This window comes from Bacillus massilinigeriensis (genome assembly GCF_900117315.1).
In the GTDB taxonomy this organism is placed as follows: domain Bacteria; phylum Bacillota; class Bacilli; order Bacillales; family Cytobacillaceae; genus Bacillus_BE; species Bacillus_BE massilionigeriensis.
The window spans coordinates 3,024,083-3,044,371 of the sequence record NZ_LT630337.1 but is presented as its reverse complement, the minus strand read 5'-3'; the positions used below and the strand labels follow the sequence as shown (position 1 = coordinate 3,044,371).

The 20,289-nt window shown below is 38.1% G+C and carries 17 protein-coding genes and 1 pseudogene; 16 read left to right on the top strand and 2 right to left on the bottom strand.

The genetic code is table 11. From position 1 onward, the window contains the following. Nucleotides 1–108: 108 nt before the first annotated feature. From safA to yajC, 10 genes and pseudogenes are all read left to right on the top strand, one after another. Nucleotides 109–528: pseudogene (gene safA / locus BQ6100_RS22025) on the top strand (SafA/ExsA family spore coat assembly protein); the annotation flags it as partial. A gap of 1,237 nt (nucleotides 529–1,765) precedes the next feature. After that, on the top strand, nucleotides 1,766–2,755 hold the full coding sequence (locus BQ6100_RS15200) for an aminoglycoside phosphotransferase (protein WP_075982430.1): 990 nt from the start codon (nucleotides 1,766–1,768) through the stop codon (nucleotides 2,753–2,755). A gap of 90 nt (nucleotides 2,756–2,845) precedes the next feature. Further along, nucleotides 2,846–3,586, top strand: coding sequence for a YhcN/YlaJ family sporulation lipoprotein (locus BQ6100_RS15195; protein ID WP_084780427.1), 741 nt, complete (start codon nucleotides 2,846–2,848; stop codon nucleotides 3,584–3,586). 141 nt (nucleotides 3,587–3,727) lie between these two features. Continuing rightward, the gene (locus tag BQ6100_RS15190) at nucleotides 3,728–4,261 is read left to right on the top strand and encodes a BofC C-terminal domain-containing protein (protein WP_075982429.1); all 534 of its coding nucleotides are present in this window, start codon (nucleotides 3,728–3,730) and stop codon (nucleotides 4,259–4,261) included. Nucleotides 4,262–4,386: 125 nt separating this feature from the next. Continuing rightward, nucleotides 4,387–4,998 carry a Holliday junction branch migration protein RuvA gene (gene ruvA / locus BQ6100_RS15185; protein WP_075982428.1) on the top strand — a complete coding sequence of 204 codons (612 nt, stop codon included), beginning with the start codon at nucleotides 4,387–4,389 and terminating at the stop codon, nucleotides 4,996–4,998. Nucleotides 4,999–5,029: 31 nt separating this feature from the next. Further along, complete coding sequence (gene ruvB, locus BQ6100_RS15180) at nucleotides 5,030–6,031, top strand: Holliday junction branch migration DNA helicase RuvB (RefSeq protein WP_075982427.1); 1,002 nt, start codon at nucleotides 5,030–5,032, stop codon at nucleotides 6,029–6,031. Beyond that, nucleotides 6,028–6,234: a DUF2905 domain-containing protein gene (locus BQ6100_RS15175; protein WP_075982426.1), complete on the top strand. Its 207-nt coding sequence runs from the start codon at nucleotides 6,028–6,030 to the stop codon at nucleotides 6,232–6,234. Before ruvB ends, BQ6100_RS15175 begins: the two co-directional genes overlap by 4 nt. 31 nt (nucleotides 6,235–6,265) lie before the next feature. Beyond that, nucleotides 6,266–7,294, top strand: coding sequence for a tRNA preQ1(34) S-adenosylmethionine ribosyltransferase-isomerase QueA (queA, locus tag BQ6100_RS15170; protein WP_075982425.1), 1,029 nt, complete (start codon nucleotides 6,266–6,268; stop codon nucleotides 7,292–7,294). 65 nt (nucleotides 7,295–7,359) lie between these two features. Continuing rightward, complete coding sequence (gene tgt, locus BQ6100_RS15165; protein WP_075982424.1) at nucleotides 7,360–8,499, top strand: tRNA guanosine(34) transglycosylase Tgt; 1,140 nt, start codon at nucleotides 7,360–7,362, stop codon at nucleotides 8,497–8,499. Between the two features lie 24 nt (nucleotides 8,500–8,523). Next, nucleotides 8,524–8,793 (top strand): preprotein translocase subunit YajC, encoded by a 270-nt coding sequence (yajC, locus tag BQ6100_RS15160; RefSeq protein WP_075982423.1) that lies wholly within the window; start codon nucleotides 8,524–8,526, stop codon nucleotides 8,791–8,793. Between the two features lie 98 nt (nucleotides 8,794–8,891). Here yajC and BQ6100_RS15155 read toward each other — a convergent pair whose 3' ends face one another. Next, complete coding sequence (locus BQ6100_RS15155; protein WP_075982422.1) at nucleotides 8,892–9,281, bottom strand: TIGR04086 family membrane protein; 390 nt, start codon at nucleotides 9,279–9,281, stop codon at nucleotides 8,892–8,894. Nucleotides 9,282–9,497: 216 nt separating this feature from the next. Between BQ6100_RS15155 and BQ6100_RS15150 the strand changes: the two genes are divergently transcribed. Next, nucleotides 9,498–10,145, top strand: coding sequence for a DUF421 domain-containing protein (locus BQ6100_RS15150; RefSeq protein WP_075982421.1), 648 nt, complete (start codon nucleotides 9,498–9,500; stop codon nucleotides 10,143–10,145). A 70-nt stretch (nucleotides 10,146–10,215) separates the two neighbouring features. Here BQ6100_RS15150 and spoVB read toward each other — a convergent pair whose 3' ends face one another. Then, nucleotides 10,216–11,778, bottom strand: coding sequence for a stage V sporulation protein B (spoVB, locus tag BQ6100_RS15145; protein ID WP_075982420.1), 1,563 nt, complete (start codon nucleotides 11,776–11,778; stop codon nucleotides 10,216–10,218). Between the two features lie 125 nt (nucleotides 11,779–11,903). On the opposite strand from spoVB, the gene BQ6100_RS15140 reads away from it, so the two are divergent. The 5 genes from BQ6100_RS15140 to BQ6100_RS15120 all read left to right on the top strand — a co-directional run bounded on the left by BQ6100_RS15140 (nucleotide 11,904) and on the right by BQ6100_RS15120 (nucleotide 20,281). Further along, complete coding sequence (locus BQ6100_RS15140; protein ID WP_075982419.1) at nucleotides 11,904–12,200, top strand: post-transcriptional regulator; 297 nt, start codon at nucleotides 11,904–11,906, stop codon at nucleotides 12,198–12,200. A 206-nt stretch (nucleotides 12,201–12,406) separates the two neighbouring features. Next, on the top strand, nucleotides 12,407–14,674 hold the full coding sequence (gene secDF / locus BQ6100_RS15135; protein WP_075982418.1) for a protein translocase subunit SecDF: 2,268 nt from the start codon (nucleotides 12,407–12,409) through the stop codon (nucleotides 14,672–14,674). 240 nt (nucleotides 14,675–14,914) lie between these two features. After that, nucleotides 14,915–17,281 (top strand): single-stranded-DNA-specific exonuclease RecJ, encoded by a 2,367-nt coding sequence (gene recJ / locus BQ6100_RS15130; RefSeq protein ID WP_075982417.1) that lies wholly within the window; start codon nucleotides 14,915–14,917, stop codon nucleotides 17,279–17,281. Continuing rightward, a complete protein-coding gene (locus BQ6100_RS15125; protein WP_075982416.1) occupies nucleotides 17,272–17,784 on the top strand; it encodes an adenine phosphoribosyltransferase in 513 nt (170 codons plus the stop codon). Before recJ ends, BQ6100_RS15125 begins: the two co-directional genes overlap by 10 nt. Nucleotides 17,785–18,085: 301 nt before the next feature. Next, on the top strand, nucleotides 18,086–20,281 hold the full coding sequence (locus BQ6100_RS15120) for a RelA/SpoT family protein (RefSeq protein ID WP_075982415.1): 2,196 nt from the start codon (nucleotides 18,086–18,088) through the stop codon (nucleotides 20,279–20,281). Nucleotides 20,282–20,289 lie beyond the last annotated feature (8 nt).

The window sequence follows — 20,289 nt, the reverse complement described above, 5'->3', positions numbered from 1 at the left end:
GACTTACTCATATTTTTTTCCTTTTATGCATAAGTTTTTGTGAAGATTATTAGCATTTTGCCCATTTCGTCATACACTATATGGACTTATGCATAGGAGGGAAGCAGAGTGAAGATCCATATCGTTCAGAAAGGGGATACTCTTTGGAAAATCGCCAAAAAATATGGGGTAAACTTCGAAGAGCTAAAACAGATGAATTCCCAGCTAAGTAATCCTGATATGATCATGCCCGGTATGAAAATAAAAGTACCTACAACAGGTGGAACCGTGAAAAAAGAAATCCCTATGGGTTCCAAGAAGGAGTTTCCCGTTATGGAGCATCCATTTACAAAAGAAAAACCACTTCCAGTTGTTGAAGCACCAATCCAAGCCCCAGCCCCAGCACCTATAAAGGAAGCACCTATTAAAGAAGCACCAATTGTGCAAGCTCCAAAAGAAGTACCTAAGGAAATTCCAAAAGCACCATACGTGCCAAAAATGCCTCAGCCAGTGATCCCAGAAATAGACATTAATAATTACTATCTGATGAATATGCAGCAAAATGTATCTGTGGAGCAAACCACTCAGGCTCCACCAGAAGTAATGCCAATAATGGAAGAAAGTCCGGAATCTATTGAAGAAGAGTCACCAATTGAAATGCCGATTCAAGAGGTTCAACAACCACAAATGTGTCCTTGCATGTATTGCTACCCAATCACACCAGTAATGCCAGGACCTGGATTTTGTTACCCTGTAAACCCGTGTGCACCTTTTGTTCATGCGCCAGTTCCAGTTCCATTTCCAATGCAACAACCGTTTCCACAAGTTCAAGGGGCATATGGCCAGCAATTTCCTCAGGTAGCAGGAGCTTACGATCAGCCACTACCACAAGTTCAAGGGATGATGCAGAATCCTGGATTTGTTCCAACAAGTATGCTTCCAGGAGTAGAGGGAAATTTTGATCATGATGAATCTTCTTCATTATTTATGCCACAAATGCCAGGATACACTCCATCCTTTGCTGGTACAGGTATGGGAAGCTTTGATCCGGAAAGTCCAGAAGGTTTCTCTAACATGCAGCCAACCTATCAAGGCGTTCCAGGTCAGACACCTTTTGGCTTCCAACAGGCACCATTTATGCCATACCAACAAGGTGGACCAATGATGCATGGCCAGCCGATGATGCAGGGTCAACCGATGATGCAGGGTCAACCAATGATGCAGGGTCAACCAATGATGCAGGGACAGCCAATGATGCAAGGTGGACCAATGATGCAGGGTCAACCAATGATGCAAGATGAACCAATGATGCAAGCACAACAGCCATTTATGCCACAGCTGCAGCAAGGAAGGCAAATGCAAATGGGTATGCCATATGGTCAAATTCCATACGGATATCCTCAAATGGGAGGAGCACCATTTGGAGCTGCCCCAATGGGCTATCCTCAAATGCAACCCCTCCAGGAAGGAATAGATTTTGATGAATCTCCTGATGCAGATATGCCGATGGTACCGCAACAAATGTCTGTTGCTCCACAGGTTCAAGGAATGGGTATGCCGATGGATGATTGTGGATGTGGTGGTCCGCAAACTGCACATGAAGGAATGGGTGCCGGAAGCTACGAATTAGGCTCTTTTGGCCCAGGAGGATATAATCCAGCGATGTTTGGACCAGGTATGATGCCACCAGTCTTCACACCTGCATATGGGCCACAATGGCAGACCCAGCCACCATATATGACACCGTATAGCTATGGTCCAATGGGTCAGACGATGCAACGAAGCAATGAAGAAGAACTTGACGATTAATACCCCGGGAGACGACCATCAAAATCGTCTCCTCAGCTATTTAAAAGAACAAGTTCCATTTCATATTCACTCCATTAATAGAATTCGAAGTCATGTTTTTTTTGTCAAATCAAAGAAAGTCAATTTTATCCTTAAAGGGTTTTCCTCTTATCATCGAATGAAGCTACAGGAGTCATTTACTGAATCCTTAAAAAAAGAAGGATTTAACAAAACGTATCATTTTCTAAATATATTTAAGGATCCACCAATGTTATTTGATAAAAAATACTATGGCTGCCTAGAATACATCACACCGTCTAAAGAAATGTTCTCTTATTATCAGGAAAAAGATCGCCTTGAAGGGTTAAGGCTCTTAAGGAGCTTTCATCATACGACAGAAAAGCTCGTTAATCGATATCAAAGATTGATTCCAACCTTTCAATTGATCGATAAGTGGAAAGAGCGTACAAATCTATTCCTAGACAATCTGCGAATCATTCAATTTTTTATTAAAGAAGATTACACTCAAGAATTAATCAGATGGGCAAATTGGTCCCTCAAAGGTTTAGAAAAGGAACAGGGTTTTTTTAATCATGGGAACACAGTTATTTTACATGGGGATGTTGCTCATCATAATTTTCTTCGCAACCAGAGCAATGACTTATCGTTAATTGATTTTGATTTAATAGCTATTGGAAAAGAAAAATTTGATTATTTACAATATGCGAATCGAATTCTCCCATATCTAGGCTGGAGTCTCCTGGAACTAAGGAAGTATGAAGGGATAAATGAAAACTTGAGTGAAAAAGGATTCCTCTATGCTCTCGCCTTTCCTACCGATATTATGCGAGAATGGAATCGAATCATTAAGGAAAAAAGCTATAATAACCCCAAAAGAGTAAGACCCATTATTGAATTAACAACAGCACAATTCCATATGAGAAAGGAATTTATAAAGGAAATTCAACTGGCGTTAAAAGACTTATAAGGTCTTATCTGACAGCATGAAATTCCTCCTTCGTCACAATCTAATAAAGAGCATACTTTGCTCTTTAAACTGGCGAAGGAGGTCATTCGCTTGAATAGAAAAGGCTTAATGGTTTTTTCATTATCCACCTTGCTAGGAATCGGAATAGCTGGATGTGGAGGGAATAACGAGGCGAATGTTCAAGATGGGTATAGCAATCGAATGCAGCCCGTTGGATATTATTCCAATGAAACCCCTAATCGTGGAGGAAATGCTCTGGTGGACAATGATAATGATGGAGCATTAACCGAAATTATGGATCATACTCTTGGGGAAGAGGGGCAAGTTGCCAATGACAGAAGGACCCGGATTCTTGAAACAAGAGATGAAAACGGAAATCCAGGAAATCCAACGAAGCCTCTTGCAGATTATGATAAGAACTTCTTCGAAAGAGATAATCGTTTTAGTAAGGAAGATGCCAATTATCATGGTCATATAAATCAAAATAATCATGTGGGTAGACCGTCCTATTATACAAATTATGATGGAAAGCTTGCAGATAAGGTAAGAAATACAGTCAAGTCCGTTCCAAATGTTAAGGATGCTGAAACGGTCATCTATGGAAAAAATATGGTTGTGGCAGTAAATTTGAAGGATAACAGAAAGAAGAAATCAACCATAAATGATATCAATGGTTCAGTTAAGCCGTATGTAAAAGGGAAAAAACTAACAGTTGTCACCGATCCAAGTTCAATCAGTCGTATAAGAAGCATTGATAATGATTTGCGTGATGGGGGACCGACTGATCAAATTCAGGATGATTTAAGGGATTTGCTACAATCCAAAAAATAGCTTTAATATGAAAATTCAATTAAGCGGGCTGTCAGGAAAATCAGTCCGCTTAATTTTTTTGGATAATTTGACCATCCAATGGCAAAAATATAATTTGAAAAACATTTTTTGATTCTCTTATTGATAATAGAGGTGTTCAAAATGAGTAGAATTCTTTCCCCCATGCTGATGGTATTTGTTTTTACTTCTGTATTTTTCACCCATTCTGTGCACATACAAGGGAAAACAATGGATGGGATGAGGATTGTTCAAGAAGAGGAAATGCCAGTTCATGTAACGGTCATCTTAGAACGTGCTTATGTGGATGGAGATATTAGTCAAGAGGTAGTCCGTGAAACGATTTGGTCTATGGAGAATTTCTGGGCAAAGTATGACGAGTGGGACCTGGTTTATATGGGGAAAGACAAATTAGTATTTCATAAAAATATTGATGATATTTCACCTTTATTAAAAACAAACGGTTACTTTGGTATTACTGATGAGGGAATCTTAACCATTTTTAATGGAAAACCAAGAAATTACAATATTATTCAATCCTTTTTTCAAATTGATGTTGGAAGACTTGAAAGTACAAAGCATGAGCAATTGAAAAAAGGAATCCCAATTAAAAGTAAAAATAATTATGTTGAGGTGCTAGAAAGCTTTAAAATGTATTCAACAGAGGAAAAACATTAAAAGAATAGCCTACAAGTCTGTTTTCTTTAAGAGACAGACTTTTTTCACGTTTTGAGTTTTCCTTCGTATCTCCTCATTTGTTATGATAAAATGAGGGGTACAGCAAATGTTGAGGAGAGAAAGAATTGTTTGAATTTATTAAGGGAAAAGTTGAATACATAGGACCAGAATATATCGTCATTGAAAATCAAGGAATTGGATTTCAAATTGCCACACCTAACCCATTCTTTTTTTCAGGCAAGATAGGGAATGAAGTGATTGTTTACACGTACCATTATGTTAGAGAAGATGTGATGGCCCTATACGGGTTTCAAACGAGAGAAGAGAAACTCCTGTTTACTAAGTTATTAAATGTTTCAGGAATCGGTCCAAAGGGTGCCCTTGCTATACTTGCTTCTGGAGTACCTGAACAAGTGGTACAGGCAATTGAAGCAGAGGATGAGAGCTTTCTTGTCAAATTCCCAGGAGTGGGAAAGAAAACAGCCAGACAAATGATTCTAGACCTAAAAGGAAAACTACAAAACGTAGTCCCAGACTTTTTTCCAAACTTATTTACTGAGGAAAATGGGGAAGCAACGCACGTTAATGATCATCATGAATTAGAAGAAGCCATCCTTGCATTGAAGGCTCTTGGATATTCTGATAAAGAGATTACTAAAATGACAAAGGATTTGAAAAAAGAAAAGCTAACAACCGATCAATATATAAAGCTGGCTTTACAGAAGCAGCTAAGATAGTGAACTTTTTTGAAAAAAGGATGGAAACCGTATGGAGGAACGAATCGTATCAGGTGAAGCTGATTTACAAGATGTCTCGTTCGAACAAAGCTTGCGTCCACAAACGTTAAAACAATATATTGGGCAAGATAAAGTGAAGGAGAATCTTGAAATATTCATCCAAGCAGCAAAGCTTCGCGAGGAAACATTAGACCATGTGTTACTGTATGGCCCGCCAGGATTGGGTAAAACTACTTTGGCAGCGATTATTGCTAATGAAATGGGTGTAAATATTAGAACAACTGCAGGGCCAGCCATTGAACGGCCTGGGGACTTAGCAGCTATTTTAACAGCTTTAGAGCCTGGGGATGTGTTATTTATTGATGAGATACACCGTTTGCCTAGAGCCATAGAAGAAGTGCTGTACCCGGCAATGGAGGATTTTTGTTTAGATATTATTATCGGTAAGGGTGCCAGCGCTCGCTCGGTGCGGTTAGATTTACCCCCTTTTACCCTAGTTGGGGCTACAACAAGGGCGGGCTCTATTTCTGCCCCACTTAGAGATCGATTTGGTGTTTTAGCAAGATTGGAATATTATCATGAGGAGCAATTAAAGCATATTGTTATGCGTACCTCAGAGTTATTCGAAATAGAAATTGATGAATTAGCAGCCATCGAAATTGCAAGGAGATCTCGAGGGACCCCACGAATTGCCAATCGTCTTCTCCGGAGGGTACGGGATTATGCACAGGTTCGTGGAGACGGCTCCATTGATTATGATTTAGCTGTTGAAGCCCTTGAACTTCTCCAGGTAGATCGTTTAGGACTGGATCATATTGACCATAAATTATTAAAAGGAATTATTGAGAAATTCCGTGGCGGTCCTGTAGGATTAGAAACCATTGCCGCTACCATTGGTGAGGAGTCCACAACGATTGAAGATGTGTATGAGCCATATTTATTGCAAATTGGTTTCTTACAAAGAACTCCACGAGGAAGAATTGTCACGGATTTAGTGTATCGTCATTTTCATATGGAGGTGCCGGAGGATTGACAGGGATTCCAAAAATACTAATGACAATAGGAGCTATTCTTTTTGCAGTAGGGTTTTTGATGCAATTTATTCATATCGGAAAGCTCCCGGGAGACCTCATTATTAAAAAAGGAAATACAACCTTTTATTTTCCTATTGTAACTTCCATTGTTTTGAGTCTTTTATTGTCCCTTGTATTTTACTTATTAGGAAAGTTTCGTTAAAATTTTGTATTGATATAGATAGGGTGACATCATGAAAGTAGATTTATTTGATTTTCATTTACCAGAGGAGCTCATCGCTCAGACACCACTAGAGGACAGGACAAGCAGTCGTTTAATGGTGCTCGACAAAGAAACAGGAAATATTCAACACGAGGTTTTTAAAAACATCCCATCATATTTAAAACCTGGAGATTGTTTAGTTCTAAATGATACGAGGGTCCTACCCGCAAGACTATTTGGTGAAAAAGAAGATACTGGTGCAAAAATAGAGGTACTACTTCTTAAGCAAACAGAAGGGGATACATGGGAAACCCTGGTAAAACCAGCAAAGCGTGTCAAAGAAGGAACAGTAATAAGCTTTGGAGATGGACTTTTAAAAGGAGTTTGTGTTGGATCATCTGACCATGGTGGTAGACTAATTACCTTTAAGTATGATGGGATTTTCTATGAAGTTCTTGATCAACTTGGAGAAATGCCATTGCCTCCCTATATTAAGGAGCAATTGGATGATCAGGAACGATACCAAACGGTTTATGCAAAGGAAAGAGGTTCAGCAGCTGCTCCAACGGCAGGCCTTCATTTTACCGAAGAACTTCTAGAGGAAATAAAATCAATGGGTGTCCATATCGCGTTTATTACCTTACATGTCGGTTTAGGTACGTTTCGACCGGTAAGTGTTGATGATGTGGATGAGCATGAAATGCATTCTGAATTTTACCAGGTATCCGAGGGAACTGCTCGATTATTGAATGAGGTGAAGGAAAAAGGCGGTCGCATCATTACTGTTGGTACCACATCAACTAGAACACTTGAAACCATAGCTGCTGCCCATAATGGCAGATTTAATGCTGAAAGTGGCTGGACAAACATTTTTATTTATCCAGGCTATGAATTTAAAGCGATTGATGGAATGGTTACTAATTTTCATCTTCCTAAATCCACACTAATTATGCTAGTGAGCGCTTTGGCAGGGAGAGAGCATGTTCTTCATGCTTATGAAATAGCGGTCCAGGAAAGGTATCGCTTCTTTAGCTTTGGTGATGCCATGCTAATCCTATAAAAACGAGAAAAAAGATTTTCCTCTTGTTATATTAATAAGAAGGTCAACTCAGGAGGTACAAAGATTTGACAGCAATTAGATATGAGTTAATCAAAACATGTAAACAAACTGGAGCCCGTTTAGGACGAGTTCACACCCCACATGGCTCCTTTGAGACGCCAATATTTATGCCAGTTGGAACATTAGCAACGGTTAAAACGATGTCTCCAGAAGAGCTTAAGCAAATGGGAGCTAACATTATTTTAAGTAATACATACCATCTTTGGCTTCGTCCAGGACATGATATTGTCAAGGAGGCCGGTGGATTACATAAATTCATGAATTGGGACCGCTCGATTCTAACTGATTCAGGAGGGTTCCAAGTATTTAGTCTAAGTGAATTTCGGAAGATTGAAGAAGAGGGAGTTCATTTCCGAAATCATTTGAATGGAGATAAGCTCTTCCTATCACCTGAAAAGGCGATTGAAATTCAAAATGCTCTTGGGTCCGATATTATGATGGCATTTGATGAATGTCCACCATATCCTGCTACATTCGATTATATGAAAAAATCCGTAGAAAGAACGTCAAGATGGGCTGAACGCTGTTTAAATGCTCACACTCGTCCAAATGATCAAGGGATCTTTGGAATCGTTCAAGGGGGAGAATATGAGGAACTGCGCAAACAAAGTGCAAAGGATCTAGTCTCACTTGATTTTCCAGGATATGCAGTAGGTGGATTATCCGTGGGAGAGCCAAAGGAAGTGATGAACCGTGTGCTTGAATTTACCACTCCATTGCTTCCTACAAATAAGCCTAGATACTTGATGGGAGTGGGTTCTCCAGATTCACTGATTGACGGGGCCATTCGTGGGATCGATATGTTTGATTGCGTGCTGCCAACAAGAATAGCAAGAAATGGTACTTGTATGACAAGCGAAGGACGTCTTGTGATTAAAAATGCAAAATATGCACGAGATTTTAGACCACTTGACGAGCATTGTGATTGCCATACTTGTAAAAATTATACACGTGCCTATATTCGCCATCTCATTCGTTGTGACGAAACATTTGGAATTCGACTTACATCTTATCATAACCTATATTTTCTGTTAAAATTAATGGAAGAAGTCAGACAAGCTATTCGAGAGGATCGTTTGGGTGACTTTAGAGAAGAGTTTTTTGAACGTTATGGCTTCAATAAACCCGATGCAAAGAACTTTTAATAATTCCCGAAAGGAGGAGATAGAATGGAAGGTTTAGTAGGTACAATAGGTCCATTGTTACTAATGTTTGTTTTGTTCTACTTTTTATTAATTCGTCCCCAACAAAAGCGTCAAAAGGCTGTTCAACAAATGCAGGAGAGTCTGAAAAAAGGCGATAAGATTGTGACGATTGGTGGTCTTCATGGAACAATCGATTCACTTGATGAAGATAAAGTAGTAATTAAATGCGGTGACGGTAGTCATCTTACATATGACCGCGTAGCAATCAGGGATGTTAAATCCACAGAAGGTTGATTAAGCGAAAGAGTCTGAACCATAAGGTGCGTGGTATCTTATGGGTCAGACTCTTTTTAATGTGGTACCATCAGGCTTCGTCATTCTCTTTATTCTTCTTAGGCAACGCGAGATTTATTCGTCATGTTTACTCCAAGTATCCCACCCATCATCGCTGTTAAAATATAACAAATGTGATAAATCAATTGCTCCACATTAAATAATCGATCATAGCCTAAAAACTGAAATAAGAAGATAATTAAGGAAAATACAAGACCGGTTAAACCGCCGAGTAACCACCCTTTCTGTTTACCCTTCCCCCCAGAAACAAAGCCCCCAACAAATAATGTGATAAAAGAAATAGCTGTCACAATAAATTGGATTGAAGACTCTTGAACGGTAGTAAATTTCAATAGAATTGAAAAGATAAAGCTACAGATAATGAATACGATAAAGATAGTAATAATCCCATATAAAATTGAACTACCCATTTTTTTTGATTCATCCATATTTACATCTCCCCTCTGTAAATCCTTTCCAGCAAAAGATTAATACAGCTTGTTTCTCATAGTACATGCATATTCAAGGATATGGGAAAGTAGAATGGGAATTTGGAAAAGAGTAGGGAATAAATATAAGAAAATGGAAAAACCTTCGTTTCATGAATATCAACAGAAGTGTTTATTCTAAGGTTAAACTTGAGCAAACGTGGATGGGGGATTCAAGTGGAGGAATACGTAATTATCATAATACGAACGTTAATTCTGTACACATTAATCCTGGTTATTTTTCGAATCATGGGGAAGAGGGAAATTGGGGAATTAAGTATATTAGACCTGGTCGTCAATATTATGATTGCAGAGATGGCGGTAATTGCCATAGATAATACAGATGACAATATGTTTAAAACGGTTTTACCTATGCTGCTATTAGTCGTTGTGCAGGTAACACTGGCGATGATTTCTTTAAAGAGTAAAAAGTTTCGTGATTTCGTCGAAGGGAAACCAACGATATTAATTAATCGAGGAAAAATTGATGAAAATGAAATGAAGAAGCAAAGGTATAATTTTGATGATTTACTTCTTCAACTGAGAGAAAATAATATTCGCAATATTGCTGATGTAGAATTTGCCATTTTAGAGCCTTCTGGGAAGCTATCTGTTTTTGCTAAACAAAATGATCAAAAGGGAGATCTCATGATTCCCCTTATTGTCGATGGAGCCATCCAAGATGAAAATCTAGAGCGAATTCAAAGGGATAACCATTGGCTGACTCAGGAATTAAGGAAGAAGGGATATAAAGATCTTAATAATATTTCCTTTTGCAGCTATCAAAATGGTGATTTTTATATTGATGTGAAGGATGAGAAATAGTTACATATTCACTTGTTTTTTTCTAAGGCAAATAGGTTAGGATAAAAACCTATTTGCCTTTACATGTAGGTTAGGAAAGGGCAAAACGAGAAAGGAATTTCCCGATGAATGGGATGCGAGCTATTTCATTTTTATAAATTAGACCGAAGACAATGATTAATAAGAAGTATAGAAAGGCCATAATTACCGTTGTTAATAATAAACTTAGGGACATTTGGAATTTATTTGAAAGGGTAGAAAAAAGCATGTATCCAACCCATCCTGTAATTCCGATTGCAATAAATGTTTTCACGTAGTCCCTAACATAGAAGGTAAATGAGATGGTTTTTAATACAGTTGCGAAATGAAGCATAGTTACAAGTAATATCCCCACAACAATCCCAATAGCTGCACCGTTGATTCCAAAGCTTGGTTGGCTGGCAAGAAGGAAGATGACAACTGTTTTGACTAATGCACCGAGAAAGCTATTAATCATAGCAGCTCTAGCTAAATTCAACGCTTGAAGTGTCGCCTGCAATGGACCTTGATAATACTGCAGTAAGAAAAATGGGGCCATAAGCTTAATGAAAAAGGAACCGCTGGTTGAGCCGTACATTACCTCCATTAAGGGATCTGATAGGACATAAAGAATAACAACTGCAATTCCCCCTGTGATAAAAACAAATCGGAGGGCCTGCTGCAATCGATGCTCTATCATTCTTTTATCATTTTTTGATTTGGCTTCACTGATTGCAGGTACCAAGGATGTGGATAGGGAGTTTGTAACAAAGGAAGGTAGCATTAACAATGGCATAGCGAACCCTGTTAATGCCCCGTATTGTTTTGTCGCTACAATAGCTGTTACCCCTGCTAATGCTAGCGCTTGGGAGACAACAATCGGTTCGAGAAACCAAGAGATGTTCCCAATCAATCTACTTCCTGTAGTAGGTAAGGCAATCGCCATTAATTCTTTAAAAGTACTCTTTCCGGTCTGAACATGCTGAAAAAAGCGTCCACGTAAGCGAAAACGTTTTTTTAGCTTAAAGCTGGTAAGTAAATAAACAAGAGAGGCTAGCTCCCCAATAACAGAGGCAAACATGGCTCCTGCCGCTGCATATTCAACCCCATAGGGTAAAAATGTCTTCGTCATAAACGCAATCAGGGCAATTCGTATGACCTGTTCAATGACTTGTGAAATGGCGGCGGGTTTCATGTTTTGTTTCCCTTGAAAGTACCCCCTTAGTACAGAGGAAACAGCAACAATCGGTACAATCGGTGCAATGGCTAATAGTGGTAACAGAGTCCTGGAATCGGTAAATAATGTTTTAGACAAATACGGGGCAAGAAAAATAAGTGCAGGGGTGAAGACAATTGATAAAGATATGGTCGTAGTAAGTGAAACTATCAGGATTTTCTTTATCTTTTTAACGTCTCCCCGTGCCTCTGCTTCTGCAACATTTTTCGATATGGCAACCGGTAGCCCGAGCTGGGTAATTGTAATTATGAGAATAAGAGTTGGGAATGCCATCATATAGAGTCCTACCCCTTCTTCTCCAATAAAACGGGCAATTACAATTCGATTGATAAAACCTAAAACTCTTGTTACTAGGCCCGCAATTAATAAAATAAGTGTTCCTCTCAAAAACTTAGACATCCATTTCCCTGCCTTCTCAAAAATGGTGATATCATTTACAATTAACTATATGCACCCATGTGGACAAAGCATGACAAGGTTTAGATAATAATTCATTTTGATAAAAGGCGAGGGGGCGGCTCGATATGGGAATCGGCCATAAATATGATCATTTTCGCGAACTTGTACAGCCTGCTATGAAAAGTAAACTTGAGGAATTTGAACTCCTTGGATATGGGACAGTGCTAGAAGAAACATTATGGAAATATTTAACGAATAAAAGATGGAAAAAACCAAAGGAAGAGATCAAGCTTTTTGAAATTGTTCAAGATATCTTATCTGTTGATGTTGGTGAGTATATGAGCTTTGTTACAGTGGAGGCCTTTAAAGAATCCGAGTTTTATTTTGTTAGTGGGGATGATTTAAAGGAATTACTAAAGTAGAAACAAGATTTTGATAAAAGGCTGTTAAGGCATTTTAGTCGATTTTACAGCTTTCATGAAATTGGCAATGAAAGTTCATGTTCATAAATTGACAGCTTTTCCAATCTGTTTCATAATTAGAATGTTGGTTTAAAATACAAGCATATTCTGATAAACAGAGAGATTGTGGTTATTGAGGCCCTGAATTTAAGGAGGATTTATACATAATGGTAAAACGCAGTCGAATTGTTGCCTTTCTGCTTCTAGTCCTTTTACTAGGAGGGTTAGTTGGTGGAACAACAAAAAACATCCTAGATAACATCAAACTTGGACTGGATCTTCAAGGTGGTTTTGAGGTTTTATATAAGGTAGAACCAGCTAAAAAGGGACAAGTCATTGACAAGAAGGTTCTAGCCAATACGGCGGACGCATTGGATAGACGTATTAATGTACTTGGGGTTAGTGAGCCAAATATACAAATTGAAGGAAAAGATCGTATTCGCGTGCAACTTGCGGGGGTAAAAGACCAAAATAAAGCACGTGAGATTCTTTCAACACAAGCGAACCTAACCTTCCGTGATGTGAACGATAAGAAAATGATGGATGGTACGGATTTAAAAGAGGGCGGAGCCAAGCAAACCTTTGATGAAAATGGGAATCCTAGCGTATCACTTACATTAAAAAGTGCGAACAAGTTTAAAGAAGTAACCCAAAAAATTGTCAATATGGGTGAACCAAATAACCTACTTGTTATTTGGTTGGATTTTGAGGAAGGAAAAGATTCTTTTAAAGCTGAAGCAGCGAAAAAAGACCCTGGGTATCTTTCTGCACCTCGCGTTAGCCAAGTCTTTAATCAAGATACCGTTTCGATTGTTGGGGACTTCAAGCTTGAAGAAGCAAAGACATTATCTTCTTTATTAAATGCAGGGGCTCTCCCTGTTAAATTAAAAGAAGTGTATTCGACATCAGTAGGGGCTAAATTTGGGGAACAGGCCTTAAATGAAACTGTATTTGCAGGCATAATTGGGATTGCGATTATTTTCTTATTTATGATCTTGTATTATCGTTTCCCAGGATTTATTGCAACGGTTGCTTTATCCATCTTTATTTACTTAATTTTACTCGTCTTTGACTGGATGAATGGTGTCCTGACCCTACCGGGGATTGCAGCGATTATCCTTGGGGTTGGTATGGCTGTTGATGCCAATATCATAACGTATGAACGGATTAAGGAAGAGATAAAAGTCGGAAGAAGCATTAAGTCTGCCTTTAAAGCAGGTAGCTCAGGCGCGTTTACATCTATCTTTGATGCAAATATTACAACCCTATTAGCTGCGGGTGTATTATTCTTCTATGGAAATAGCTCTGTAAAAGGGTTTGCAACAATGTTGATAATCAGTATTCTAGGAAGCTTTATCACAGCAGTATACGGTTCAAGATTACTTCTTGGATTATGGGTACACAGCGGATTATTTGATAAAAGACCTGGTTGGTTTGGGGTTAAGGAAAAGGATATTCACAAGATTTCTGACAATGTCGATACATTGCAAATTCCAACCCGTTTTGACAAGCTTGATTTTGTGCATAATCGAAAGAAATTCTTTACTATTTCGGGAGTTTTGTTAGCTATATCAATAATTGCACTGATTGTCGTCCGTTTGAATCTTAGTATTGATTTTTCAAGTGGTACGCGAATTGAATTATTGTCTAAACAACCTTTGACAACAGAGAAAATAAGTAAGCAATTTGATCAATTAGACATTGAAACAGAGGATATTGTTATATCTGGAGATAATAAGGATATTGGTGTGGCAAGGTTAAAAGGTGTTTTATCGAAAAATGAGATTGCGGACCTCAAGGCACATTTTAAGAAGGAATTTGGAAATGAGCCAAATGTAAGTACGGTTTCTCCTACAGTTGGGAAGGAATTGGCTAAAAATGCAGTGATTGCGGTTGCTATTGCTGCCATTGGTATTATTATTTATGTCGCTTTCCGTTTTGAGACAGCAATGGGGATTTCAGCTATTCTGGCTCTTTTACATGATGTTCTCATGATTATTGGATTTTTCGCCATCACTCGTCTGGAAGTCGATTTAACCTTTATTGCAGCTGTCTTAACGATTGTTGGTTATTCCATCAACGATACAATCGTTACCTTTGATCGGATGCGTGAATCAATGGTTAAGAAGAAGCGTTTGAAAACACCAGAGGATATTGCTGAAGTTATTAATGTTGGGATAAGACAAACCTTAACGCGATCAGTAAATACAGTTATGACGGTCATTATCCCGGTTATTACACTCCTTATTTTTGGTAGTGAATCCATTCGTAACTTCTCCATTGCAGTATTATTTGGATTAGTGGGCGGTGTCTATTCCTCCATTTGTATCGCAGCACAAATCTGGTATGTCCTTAAAGTGAAGGAATTGAAGAAGAAGGGTACGATTATTACTACAAAGAAAAAACGTAAATATTCAGATCAACCACAAGTATAAAAGAAAGCAGTAAAGGGACTGGTTCATTTCTAAGAATCAAATACATGAAAGGATATTTTGATTCGAGTAGGAGGGCAGTCCCTCCTTTTTTGCATTTTTGTTATAAAATATTGAACGAATTCCAAAATTATACGGATTTATTTTGATATATTGTTCGGATTTTCCAAGTAATGTTCAATGAACTTTCATTGAATCAAAATAAGGTCTCCTGTATAATATTATCTCTAAAGAGGTGAGCGTATGTTAAAACCAAAAAGTCGATGGATTGTTCGGGAAACGAATCAAGAACAAGTTGAAAGACTAGTTTCGGAGTTGAACATCACTCCTCTTGTTGCTTCCTTACTTGTTAATAGGGGACTGGAAACTCCTGAGTCAGCACGGAGTTTTTTATTTGACAAAAATCAGGATTTTCATGATCCTTTTTTAATGTCTGATATGGATGTAGCCGTCGCCAGAATTAAAGAGGCGATAGAAAAACAAGAACCCATTTTAGTATTTGGTGATTACGATGCGGATGGGGTGACAAGTACTTCAGTGATGATGATAACCTTATCTGAGCTTGGTGCTAATGTCACTTTTTATATCCCTAATCGCTTTACAGAGGGATACGGTCCGAACGAAAACGCCTTTCGGCAAGCCGCAGATCAAGGCTTTCGTTTAATAATTACTGTTGATACCGGGATTGCTGCTATTCATGAGGCAAAAATTGCAAAAGAACTTGGGATCGATCTGATCATAACAGATCACCATGAACCAGGTAAGGAGCTACCTGAAGCTTTGGCCATCGTTCATCCTAAACTAGCGAATAGTCAATATCCATTTCGTGACTTAGCTGGGGTTGGTGTTGCCTTCAAGCTTTCCCATGCATTGTATGGTTATGTTCCAGAGCATTTACTTGAATTAACAGCGATTGGTACGGTTGCAGACCTTGTATCCTTAAAGGATGAAAATCGCTTAATCGTTAAAAAAGGATTAAAAAGGCTACAAAAAACAGAGAATTTAGGATTACTGGCTTTAATGAAAAAGGCGAGCGTGAAGCCTTCTTCGATTGATGAAGAAACGATTGGATATGTGCTTGCCCCTAGAATTAATGCAATTGGTAGACTTGAAAGTGCCGAGCCTGCTGTCCATCTCATATTAACAGACAATCAAGAGGAAGCGGATGTATTGGCTGATGAGATTGAACAGTTAAATAAGGAACGTCAGTCTCTTGTTTCAGAAATTACTGAGCAAGCGGTAAAAGAAGTTGAAGAGCATTTTCCAATCAAAGATAATGCCGTATTGGTGATTGGTGGAGTAGGATGGAATGCAGGAGTGATTGGAATTGTTGCATCTAAGCTAGTTGAAAAATACTATCGCCCAACCATTGTGCTTAGCTTTGATGAAGAAAAAGGAATTGCGAAAGGCTCCGCTAGAAGTATAGTAGGATTTGATTTATTCCAAAATTTATCTACGTGTCGTGACATTTTACCTCATTTTGGTGGGCATCCTATGGCAGCAGGAATGACTTTAAAGCTATCGGATGTTACGGAATTAAGGGATAGACTTAATTCATTAGCTAGTGAGCAACTCAAAGAGGAAGACTTTATTCCTGTAACAAAAATTGATTGTGAAGTGGATTTAAGTGATATTCAAATAGGTGCCATTGAGGAAATGAAGCTTCTTTCTCCATATGGAATGGACAATCCGAAGCCGCGTGTTCTAGTTCATCATGTTGGAATCTCCCAAATGAGAAGGATTGGTTCTGATCAAAGTCATTTAAAACTCACTTTAGACGAGAATGGAAATGGCTTGGATGGAGTAGGATTTGGACTTGGACATCTCTATGAAGGGATTTCTCCACTTTCAAAAATTTCTGTTACTGGAGAGCTATCGATTAATGAATGGAATAATATAAGGAAACCGCAGATTTTCCTACAGGATATTTCTGTTTCATCCTGGCAGCTTTTTGATTTTAGAGGATTAAAAAGGGTTCATAAATTATCTGACTCCATTCCAAGGGAAAAGACAAAATGGGTCCTTTTTAATCAAGAAAATAAGAACAAGCTACAAAAATACGTGGGAAATGATTTGGTTATCGTAGACTCCAAGGAGGCTGCGGTTGAATTAAGGCTTGATGCATTTAATGTTGTTTTAGTGGATATGCCACCTAATAAGGAAACCCTTGAAAGATTATTGGGTGGGAAAAAGCCTGAGAGAATCTATGTCCACTTTTATCAGGAAAAGAGTGATTTCTTTAGTACTATGCCAACGAGAGAGCATTTTAAATGGTACTACGCTTTTCTCCTTAAGAAGGCCCCATTTGATTTAAATCGATATGGCGATGAATTGGCTAAATATCGTGGCTGGACTCGTGATACGATTGATTTCATGTCAGAGGTGTTTTCTGAATTAGAATTTGTTAAAATAGATAATGGATTTATTTTCTTAAATCAGAACAAGATAAAACGTGATCTATCGGAATCTCTTGTTTATCGTAAAAAGCAAGCTCATTATGCTCTTGAAAATGATTTATTATTTTCATCCTTCCAGGAACTGCATCATTGGTTTGACGAAATGATTCAAGGGCAGATGAAATTTGAGGAGGCAATTAAGGAATGGATTTAAAACCTTATGTTACTATTGTAGAGGATTGGCCTAAACCAGGAATAAAATTTAAAGATATCACTACTTTGATGGATAATGGTAAGGCATATAAATATGCAACTGACCAAATTGTTTCCTATGCAAAAGAAAGACAAATCGATCTTGTTGTTGGTCCAGAAGCAAGAGGATTTATTATTGGCTGTCCAGTTGCTTATTCTTTAGAGGTGGGTTTTGCCCCAGTTCGTAAGGAAGGAAAGCTTCCACGCGAAACAGTAAAGGTGGAATATGGACTTGAATATGGTAAGGATATACTTACTATCCATAAGGATGCAATTAAGCCTGGACAACGAGTATTAATTACAGATGATTTACTAGCAACAGGTGGGACGATTGAAGCTACCATTAAGCTTGTAGAACAACTTGGTGGAGTTGTTGCAGGAATTGCCTTTTTAATTGAACTATCTTACCTAGAAGGTCGTCAAAAGCTAAACGGTTATGATGTTCTTACTTTAATGCAATTTTAAAGTGGACGTTAAGAGATAATTCATTTAAAATAAAAGGAAATTAGAAAATGTACGGAGCGCTATTTCTTAGTGCTCTTTTTTATATTGAATAGAATAACATTTCCTAATATGGAAAATTCATCTTGAAAAAGAAATGAATTTTCGACAATTTTCTTCATATTGGGAGAAAAATAAATTTCAATCCCTTTACATATTGCTTTTTTTTCAAGATAATAGTAACAATCATTCTATTTTGAAAAGTAATATTAAGTGATTCATTTTATAACTTTATGAAATATATTTAGAAATTAAAGGTGATTATATGGCGAATGATCAGGTTTTAACCGCCGAACAAGTCATCGATCGAACAAAGCAATATTTAAATGATGAGAACGTAGAATTGGTAAAAAGGGCTTATGAATTTGCCAAGTATGCTCATCGTGACCAATTTAGAAAATCAGGGGAACCATATATTATCCATCCCGTTCAGGTAGCAGGAATCCTTGCTGACCTGGAAATGGACCCATCAACGGTTGCTGCTGGTTTTCTTCATGATGTCGTTGAGGATACACCGGTAACTTTAGATGATCTTCGAAAAACCTTCAACGATGAAATTGCGATGTTAGTCGACGGTGTCACAAAACTCGGGAAAATTAAATACATGTCTAAGGAAGAACAGCAAGCTGAAAACCATCGGAAAATGTTTGTGGCTATGGCTCAGGACATTCGCGTCATTCTAATAAAATTAGCTGATCGTTTGCATAATATGAGAACCCTTAAGCATCTTCCTGCAGAAAAACAGAGAAGGATCTCAAATGAGACCTTGGAAATTTTTGCACCTCTAGCTCATCGACTCGGTATTTCAAAAATTAAGTGGGAATTAGAAGATACTGCTTTGCGTTATTTAAATCCACAGCAATATTATCGAATCGTTAATCTTATGAAGAAGAAGAGGGCAGAACGTGAGCAATATCTAGATGAAGTCGTTGATGAAGTAAAGATGCGTCTTAATGAAGTATCCATTAAAGCGGAAATATCAGGACGGCCAAAGCATATTTATAGCATTTATCGAAAAATGGTCATGCAAAATAAACAGTTCAATGAGATTTATGATTTGCTTGCAGTTAGAATTGTGGTTAACAGTATTAAAGATTGTTATGCGGTTCTAGGTATCATTCATACTTGCTGGAAGCCAATGCCTGGACGGTTTAAGGATTATATTGCCATGCCAAAGGCGAATATGTATCAATCCCTCCATACGACCGTCATTGGTCCAAAGGGAGAGCCATTAGAAGTACAAATTCGTACTGGAGAAATGCACAGGATTGCTGAATTTGGTATTGCCGCACACTGGGCCTATAAAGAGGGAAAGGCAATCAGTGAATCCTCCACATTCGATCAGAAGCTTACTTGGTTTAGAGAGATATTGGATATCCAAGATGAAACTACAAATGCTGAAGAATTTATGGAATCGCTCAAAATCGATTTATTTTCTGATATGGTGTTCGTTTTTACTCCAAAAGGGGATGTCATCGAGCTACCATCTGGTTCTGTTCCAATCGATTTTGCCTATCGAATACACTCGGAAATTGGTAATAAAACGATAGGTGCAAAAGTGAATGGGAAAATGGTCACCCTTGATTATGTGCTTAAAACAGGAGATATTATTGAGATTCTAACCTCCAAGCATTCCTATGGGCCAAGTCAGGACTGGATAAAGCTAGCACAAACCTCTCAAGCCAAAAGCAAAATAAGACAATTCTTTAAAAAGCAAAGAAAAGAAGAAAATGTTGAAAAGGGCAGAGAGCTTGTTGAAAAAGAAATCCGTAACATGGATTTTGATATTAAGGAAATTTTAACAGCGGATAATATTAAACGAGTGGCAGAGAAATTTAATTTTGCCAATGAAGAGGATATGTATGCTGCTGTTGGCTATAACGGAATTACAGCTCTCCAGGTAGCGAACAGACTAACTGAAAAATGGCGTAAGAAACGGGATTTAGAACAGGTTAGTACGATAAAAAATGCAGTATCAGAATTAAAGACTTACCCTCAAACGAAAAAGCGTGAATCCGGAGTACGAGTAGCCGGGATTGATAATTTATTAATCCGCTTATCTCGCTGCTGTAACCCTGTTCCAGGTGATGAGATTGTCGGGTTTATAACAAAAGGCCGTGGGGTTTCTGTTCACCGAGCAGATTGCCCGAATATAGATTCAGAAGATGCAAAGGCAAGATTAATAGAGGTTGAATGGGAATCAGGCCTTACCACTCGTAAAGAGTACAATGTTGAAATCGAAATTACTGGCTATGACCGCAGAGGGCTATTAAATGAAGTCCTTCAGGCGGTTAATGAATCTAAGACTGATATTTCTGCCGTTTCAGGACGAACCGACCGAAATAAAATGGTCACCATCAATATGTCTATTTCAATTTTAAATGTTAGTCATTTGCATAAAGTTGTTGAAAGAATCAAACAAATTTCAGATATTTATTCTGTCAGACGGATAATGAACTAAGGAATTTG

Coding starts and splice junctions, on each gene's coding strand:
- queA (WP_075982425.1), top strand. CDS start 6,266: ATGAAAGTAGATTTATTTGATTTTCATTTACCAGAGGAGCTCATCGCT.
- BQ6100_RS15120 (WP_075982415.1), top strand. CDS start 18,086: ATGGCGAATGATCAGGTTTTAACCGCCGAACAAGTCATCGATCGAACA.
- yajC (WP_075982423.1), top strand. CDS start 8,524: ATGGAAGGTTTAGTAGGTACAATAGGTCCATTGTTACTAATGTTTGTT.
- BQ6100_RS15155 (WP_075982422.1), bottom strand. CDS start 9,281: ATGGATGAATCAAAAAAAATGGGTAGTTCAATTTTATATGGGATTATT.
- BQ6100_RS15140 (WP_075982419.1), top strand. CDS start 11,904: ATGGGAATCGGCCATAAATATGATCATTTTCGCGAACTTGTACAGCCT.
- spoVB (WP_075982420.1), bottom strand. CDS start 11,778: ATGTCTAAGTTTTTGAGAGGAACACTTATTTTATTAATTGCGGGCCTA.
- recJ (WP_075982417.1), top strand. CDS start 14,915: ATGTTAAAACCAAAAAGTCGATGGATTGTTCGGGAAACGAATCAAGAA.
- secDF (WP_075982418.1), top strand. CDS start 12,407: ATGGTAAAACGCAGTCGAATTGTTGCCTTTCTGCTTCTAGTCCTTTTA.
- ruvB (WP_075982427.1), top strand. CDS start 5,030: ATGGAGGAACGAATCGTATCAGGTGAAGCTGATTTACAAGATGTCTCG.
- BQ6100_RS15125 (WP_075982416.1), top strand. CDS start 17,272: ATGGATTTAAAACCTTATGTTACTATTGTAGAGGATTGGCCTAAACCA.
- BQ6100_RS15190 (WP_075982429.1), top strand. CDS start 3,728: ATGAGTAGAATTCTTTCCCCCATGCTGATGGTATTTGTTTTTACTTCT.
- BQ6100_RS15200 (WP_075982430.1), top strand. CDS start 1,766: ATGAAGAAGAACTTGACGATTAATACCCCGGGAGACGACCATCAAAAT.